Raw genomic sequence first — 6,366 nt, forward strand, 5'->3', positions numbered from 1 at the left:
AGCCTTCGATTTCGCGGCGCCAAACCAGGACTGGTCGGCCGTGACCCTGCCTGCGACGGCCGACTACATGCAGCGCGTGGCCCGCTCCAAAGCCGCGCCGACCCTGCGAATTCCGGCCATCCAGACCGCCTCGGCCCAGGGGGCCGCAACGCGGCGCGCGCGCCCTGCCCTACCTGCTGTCAGCCGACGCTCGGGTGAAGGATGGCAAGGTCTGGATCGACCTGGTCAACGCCGGGCGCGCGGGAGCGGTGTTCCAGGTGCTCGACAACACCGATCAGGGGACCATGGCGCTTCACCCTGGCCGCGGGTCGAGCCTACGCAGCGGGACATTGGAACCAAGCAGGCCGCGCGCCAGGCCCCTATGACTTGACCGTCCATGGCCCCAACGGCTTCTATCGTCGCTTTGCCGGAGACACCTCTCGCACCCAGCCCTCGATCAAGGTCTTGCCCGACGCGCATGCGCGTCTGGTGCTGCGGCTGGCCAGCGGCCGTGCCGGGCTGGTGATCGCCCAGATGGACGAAGCCTATCCCCTATCCGACGGCCAAGCACGCCAGACCGTGACCCTGAAGGCCGCGCAAGCGGCCCAGACCGTCTGGGACCTGCGCGGCAGCGACCACTGGTACGACCTGACCCTGACCCACGCGACGATTCCACCTTCCTTCAGCGTCTGGCCGGTCACATCGAAACCGGCCAAGCCAGCCGCACCGATCCAGGTATCGGGCGTATGCGCCTGTAGGCCGCTATCCAATGGACATCGCATGACCTCCAGTTCCCCGGCCGACACTTTTCTGGCCGAGATCACCGACCTGTTCTCCCGTCTGGGCGACCTGCACTATGGCGAGGACGTCACCCAGATGGACCACGCCCTCCAGACGGCGCTGCACGCCAAGCTGGACGGCGCTTCGCCCGCCCTGGTCGCCGCCGCCCTGCTGCACGACGTCGGTCACCTGATGCAGAAGATCGGCGAAGACGCGGCCGACCGGGGCATCGACACGCGCCACGAGCAGATCGGGGCCGGCTATCTGGCCCGCGCCTTCGGGCCTGATGTGACCGAGCCGATCCGCCTGCATGTGGCGGCCAAGCGCTATCGCGTCGCCGTGGACCCCGCCTATGCCAGCCGCCTCAGCGACGCCTCTCAACAGAGCCTGGCCCTACAGGGCGGCCCAATGCGCCCTGACGAGATCAAGGTCTTCCTGGCCGATCCGTACGCCGTGGCGGCGCAAAGGCTCCGTGACTATGACGAGGCCGGCAAGGATCTGGACGCCGACGTCGCCAGCTTCGAGAGCTATCACGATCTGATGCGCGGTCTGATCGACCAAGCCGGCAAACTCTAGCTCGGTCGCTCGCCCCGCGCGATCCGCACTTCGATCTCGGCCAGCGCCGGGCCCAGCTGGGCGATCGTCTCCACCACATAGTGTGCGCCGGCGTCCGCCAAGGCCTTGGCGGACGCGGCGACGCGCACGGCCCGTTCGTCGACTGGCAGGCCAGCCAGCGCCGCCCCGCTCAGGCCCACGCCGTTACCGGACGCCGAGAGCCCGATCGTCCAGGCGCCGACCTCCAGCCCCTCGGCGATCCCCACGACCGCGTCGTCGACCTTCACGCACGCGCGCGCGACGGCCAGGCTCCCAAGTCCACAAGCGCCTTCCACATCATCAGCGGCGAGGGACGCCCCTCGCTCGTCTCGCCGGCGCAGACCACGACGTCCGGCGCATAGCCCTGATCGGCCGCCAGCGGCAGAATGTCAGCCATCATCGGGCGCGTGTAGCCGGTCGTCGAACCGATCCGAACGCCTCGCGCGCGCAGATCCGCGACCAGAGACGCCGCACCCGGGATCAAGGCGGCGCAGTCTCGCGCGGCCGCGCGCATCTTGGGCTCAACGGCGTCGTGCAGGTGATCGACGTCGGCCTCGTCGCTAGTTTGGCCATGACGCGCTCGCCAGGCCTCGGCGACGCGCGGCGCCGCCAGCAGAGCGCGGATGTGATCGCGCTTAGCCCGGCCCATATCGCCACGCGCCTCGGCCTCGGTGATCTCGACGCCGGCCTCGGCGAACACCTCCAACAAGGCCAGCACCGGCGCGCGGCAGCCGAAGTCCACCATCGTGCCGGCCCAGTCGAAGACAACGGCCTGGATTGGGCTTTGGGTCACACGAAGGCTCCTTGGGGAAGGTCAAACAGGTCGGCGACGACAGTCTCGGCGAGACCAAAGGCAGTCGAGGCGCCGGTCCCGCCGGTCACCACCACAAGCCGCACGTTCGGCATGGGCGTCTCGACCAGGCTATGCCCCGCCGCCGAGGCGTAGGTCCCGGTCCAACGCTCCAGAACCGCCGGCGGCGCCTGGCCGAACACCTGCGTAAACTCGTCCAGGATCAGGGCGTCGACATCGTCGCGGCCGAAGGGATCCGGCGTTCGCGCATAGTGATGGCTGTCGCCCACCACCAAGGAACCGTCGGCGCTCTGGGCGACGATCAGATGGACGCCATGCTCCAGATGCGCGGCCTGCTCGGCCTCGAGGCGCGCCCGCAGAGCCTTGGCCTCAGGCAGGTCGGCATAGCCGAGATAGCGGACGAGGCCGAGGTCGGACATGACCGGCGAGGGCAGCCGCCAGCCCGGATCGGCCAGGCGCAGCATCTGCAGCTTGCAGCGCGTGACGCCCGCCCGCGCGAAGCTGTGGGGAAACAGGGTCGCCAGGTCATCGCCCGGACAGACAACAATGGCGTCGGCTTCGATGACGCCCGCAGAGGTCTCCAGTCGCCCGGTCTCGACACTGCGAACGGCCACGCCGCGCAGGAAGGTGACGCTCCGCGCCGCCTCCAGCCAGGCCGCCACGCGCGGGATCGCGGTGCGTGACTCCACGCGCAGATCGACGCTGCTGGTCAGGCCGCCGAGAACCTGCCCTCCCACCGGCAGCCGGTCACCCAGCCCCCCGACATCGCGCCAGGCGCAGCCCTCAGCCATCTCGGTTTCCAGAAACGCTTTGAGCACCGCCCTGGCTTCGGAACGTCGGGCGACCATCGTCAGGCCCCTCTGAAGGACCTCGACGCCGGCCGCGCTCGCGACCTCGCGCCAGACGTCCGCCGACCGACGCGCATGGCTCCAGACCGCGCCCCGTTCCTGGCCGGTCACGGTCACGAAGCCGAAGTTACGCACCGAGGCGCCGTTGGCCTGGGCGTCGCGATCCACCACGACGACCCGCTTGCCCAGCCGCGCGGCGGCCAGGGCGTGGGCCAGTCCCACGATACCCGCGCCGACAACGGCGACGTCGAAACCTTGCTTCAAGACAGACCTTCCCGTTGGCGCGCCGCGTCTTCGGCGACCAGATGCTGCAGCACGCGCTTCTCCAGCACCAGCAGCGCGCTGACGCCATTGGTGCGCATCACCAGTCCATCCGCCAACAGCGGGGCCGTTTGGCGGAGCGCTATCGCCAGGCGCTGGAATTCCGGGGCTGCGGCGCCGTCGACGCCATGCAAGGCGCAGAGCTGTCGCCAGTCGAACGCGAAGCTCTCCAGAAGCTGGCTGAACCGCACGATGCGCGCGCGCGCCTCCGGACCGTCCGAAGCGGCGGCAAGTTCGGCGCGCAGATCGTCGAGCAGCCACTGGACCTCGGCCGCCGGCATGATCGGAAAGCGCTGATTAACTTCGGCCAGCAGCGAGTATTCTGTATACGGATCATAAGCCACCTTGCGCCATTGCGCGCGCGGCGGCGGAGCGGCTTGAACGAACCGCCAGAAGGCCGCCGTGCCTGTTGTGTCGGCGACGAGATGGATCCGCTCGGCGCTTGCGTTGTTCTCGACGTGATGACGCCGCCAGTTATCGAAGACCCAGGCCTCGCCCGCGCCCATGTGCACGGCCTCGCCGTCGCAGTGAAACCGGACCTCGGGCCAAGTGACGACCGGAATGTGCAGTCGCACGCGCGTGTGCCAGTGATAGTTGATGTCGGCGTGTTCCGGCACGCCCGCGCCCGGCGCCAGGCGCATCAGCCGCGACCGGCTCCAGACGACGCCGAAGCCCGCCAGCGCCTGCTTAAGATAGGGCATGGCCTCCAGCCAGGGCGTCGGCGCCATGCGTCCGTGCACGCTATCGTTCTCGCCGCCGCCTGCGGTGATCAGGCGGACCGCGCTGTTGCCGGGTACTTGATCCGGATGCGCCACCCAAGCCTCAGGCGGCAGGGCCGCGACCTCGGCCTGCAGTCGGGCGACATCGAACAAGAGGGGCAACTGGAAGAAGGGTCGTGAAAGCCGCATGGTTCAGGCCGCCTCCCCCAGTACATCGCCTAGCGCTACGCGCAGCGGCTCGAGCCACGGTGCGTAGCGCTTCCATTGCTCCAGCCCCTCGCGGCCAATGGGCTGGCGCACCTGTTCCGAACTGGGCGTGCGGATGCCGCGACGGGTTTCGTGGAAGCGCAGGCACGACGGCTCGAACGGCAGTCCGCAGGCAGTCAGCATGCGCCGCGTGATGCTCTCCAGATCCTCGACGACGTCCTCGTACTGAACGCGCAGAACGCGCCCCGGCAGGACGGCGTCCCAGTGCCGCATCAGGTCGAGATAGATCCGGTAGTAGCCGGCGATGTCGTCCAGGCCGTAGGTGAACTCCTGATTGGTCGTGCCGAACAGCTGCTTGAAGTTGCTGAAACCGCAGGCCATCGGCTCGCGCCGTACGTCGATGATGGTTGCGCGCGGCAGGATCAGGTAGATCAGCCCGATGTGCCAGAAGTTGTTGGGCATCTTGTCGATGAAGAACGGCCGCCCCAGGCGGCGATAGACCCGCGTCTCGTCCAGGAACCGCTCTCCCAGCGCGCGCGCCTGCGCGGCCGTCAGGTCCAGCAGGGCTGCAGGATTGGTCGGCAAGCCGCAATCGGGATCGCGACCGCACAGCTCGCCAGCGTAGCGGCCGATCTTGGTCAATTCGTGCGTGCCTTCGACTTGGGAATGGGAGGCCAGGATCTGTTCGATCAGCGTGGAGCCCGAACGTGGCAACCCCAGGACAAAGATCGGGTCGGGATCATCGACGCCCCACCCGACCCGCTCAGCGAAGACTTCGGCGGTCAGCGCCTGTTTCAACTGCTCGCCGCAGCGTTCGGCGACAGGCTGCTGATAGCGACTTGAAGCCCGGCGCAGAGCGTTGCCTCGCGCGTAGAAACGCCACGATGCGGCGTAGTCACCCTGATCTTCCAGCGCCTTGCCGAGGGCGAAACGCAGGTAGATTCGGTCCATATCGGCAAGTCCCGGCCCGGCCTCGGCGGCGGTCACGCGCGCGATGTCGTCGTCGGTGAAACGATAGGTCTTCAGATTGGCCAGGCTGAACCAGGCGACGCCGTGGTCGGGCCGAGCGGACAAGGCGGCGCGATAGTCGGCGATCGCCTCGGCGCCGCGCCCCATCGCCTTCAGGGCGTTGGCCCGCCACAGCCGAAGGTCGGCGATCTCGTCCGCCGACTCGCAAGGCCCGCCAGAAGGCGCGCATAAAGGTCGATCACCGGTTCGAAGTCGCCCAGACCCAGGCAGGCCGCGCCATACAGCTTCAGGTATGCTCGGTTGTCGGGCGCGAGGGCCAGCAGCCGCCCGGCTTCCCGCCGGGCGGCCTGATGCCTCTGCCCTTGGAGCAGGACCATGGCGTAGTCGAAGCGCGCCTCATGATAGTCCGGCGCTTGATCGAGGATCGCCGCCAGCAGGGCTTCAGCATCCGCCGATGCCCCGCGCTCCAGACGGATGCGGGCCAGGAGGCGCAAGGCGCCGACCGTCTCGCCGGCCGCGCGCAGATGGTCCGTCAGAACGTCCTCAGCGGGCTCAAGGTCACCATCAGCGAGCAGGCTTTGGGCTACGACGACCGGCGGCGGAAGCTGCTTCAGCGCGGCCAGACGCTGGGCCGCGATGCTGGTTTCGGCAAGCTCGCCCCGCAGGCGATACAACTGCTCCAGCATGTCCCAGCAGGCCGGAAGCGCCGGGTTCAGCGCGACCGCCTCGCGCAAGGCGGCGATCGCCGCCGCGCCATCGCCCAGCGCGATCAGGCAGTGTCCCCGCTCCTGATGGAGGCGACTGAAGCGCGGGGTGCTGGTCCCGCATGCGGTCCAGAACCACTAGGGCTTCGGCGCCCCGCCGCCGCTCGCGCAGCTCGCGCGCCTCGCGCAACAAAGCCTCGCGCTCGTCCAGGTCCTTGGACGGGATCACGGCGCGACGCTCGCGCTCAGCAACGCGCCAGCCAGTCCGGATCGGGCTGGTCGGCGTCATAGTACTCGAAGATCAGGTGGATGCGGTCGGTCTCGCCGCCGTTGCGCACCCAATGGGGGCCAAGATTATCGACCTCCACGGCCTCGCCGACCGGGAAGTGATGCTCGGCTCCGCCGAAGAACGAGACCACGCCGGGATGGGTCGT

The 6,366-nt window shown here is 68.7% G+C and carries 7 protein-coding genes and 2 pseudogenes; 2 read left to right on the forward strand and 7 right to left on the reverse strand.

The genetic code is table 11. The annotated features are described in order from the left end of the window. Nucleotides 1-297: 297 nt before the first annotated feature. Nucleotides 298-354, forward strand: a pseudogene (locus CSW59_RS21620) (hypothetical protein); the annotation flags it as partial. 12 nt (nucleotides 355-366) lie between these two features. Beyond that, nucleotides 367-1,335 carry an HD domain-containing protein gene (locus CSW59_RS21350; RefSeq protein WP_236632200.1) on the forward strand — a complete coding sequence of 323 codons (969 nt, stop codon included), beginning with the start codon at nucleotides 367-369 and terminating at the stop codon, nucleotides 1,333-1,335. Here CSW59_RS21350 and CSW59_RS21815 read toward each other — a convergent pair. The 7 genes and pseudogenes from CSW59_RS21815 to CSW59_RS10165 all read right to left on the reverse strand — a co-directional run. Beyond that, nucleotides 1,332-1,601 carry a hypothetical protein gene (locus CSW59_RS21815; protein WP_369825764.1) on the reverse strand — a complete coding sequence of 90 codons (270 nt, stop codon included), beginning with the start codon at nucleotides 1,599-1,601 and terminating at the stop codon, nucleotides 1,332-1,334. The two genes, CSW59_RS21350 and CSW59_RS21815, sit on opposite strands and share 4 nt — an antisense overlap. Further along, the gene (phnX, locus tag CSW59_RS10145; RefSeq protein ID WP_369825765.1) at nucleotides 1,598-2,146 is read right to left on the reverse strand and encodes a phosphonoacetaldehyde hydrolase; all 549 of its coding nucleotides are present in this window, start codon (nucleotides 2,144-2,146) and stop codon (nucleotides 1,598-1,600) included. The genes CSW59_RS21815 and phnX overlap by 4 nt, the downstream gene beginning before the upstream one ends. Continuing rightward, on the reverse strand, nucleotides 2,143-3,276 hold the full coding sequence (locus tag CSW59_RS10150; RefSeq protein ID WP_099443936.1) for a TIGR03364 family FAD-dependent oxidoreductase: 1,134 nt from the start codon (nucleotides 3,274-3,276) through the stop codon (nucleotides 2,143-2,145). Before CSW59_RS10150 ends, phnX begins: the two co-directional genes overlap by 4 nt. After that, a complete protein-coding gene (locus CSW59_RS10155; protein WP_099443937.1) occupies nucleotides 3,273-4,241 on the reverse strand; it encodes an aspartyl/asparaginyl beta-hydroxylase domain-containing protein in 969 nt (322 codons plus the stop codon). Before CSW59_RS10155 ends, CSW59_RS10150 begins: the two co-directional genes overlap by 4 nt. Nucleotides 4,242-4,244: 3 nt before the next feature. Next, nucleotides 4,245-5,375: a sulfotransferase gene (locus CSW59_RS21820; RefSeq protein WP_369825766.1), complete on the reverse strand. Its 1,131-nt coding sequence runs from the start codon at nucleotides 5,373-5,375 to the stop codon at nucleotides 4,245-4,247. Between the two features lie 5 nt (nucleotides 5,376-5,380). Continuing rightward, nucleotides 5,381-5,962, reverse strand: coding sequence for a tetratricopeptide repeat protein (locus tag CSW59_RS21825; protein WP_369825767.1), 582 nt, complete (start codon nucleotides 5,960-5,962; stop codon nucleotides 5,381-5,383). A gap of 215 nt (nucleotides 5,963-6,177) precedes the next feature. Then, a pseudogene (locus CSW59_RS10165) lies at nucleotides 6,178-6,366 on the reverse strand (aspartyl beta-hydroxylase); the annotation flags it as partial.

The organism is Caulobacter sp. BP25, assembly GCF_002737755.1.
Taxonomy (GTDB): domain Bacteria; phylum Pseudomonadota; class Alphaproteobacteria; order Caulobacterales; family Caulobacteraceae; genus Caulobacter.

Coding starts and splice junctions, on each gene's coding strand:
- CSW59_RS21820 (WP_369825766.1), bottom strand. CDS start 5,375: ATGGGGCGCGGCGCCGAGGCGATCGCCGACTATCGCGCCGCCTTGTCC.
- CSW59_RS10155 (WP_099443937.1), bottom strand. CDS start 4,241: ATGCGGCTTTCACGACCCTTCTTCCAGTTGCCCCTCTTGTTCGATGTC.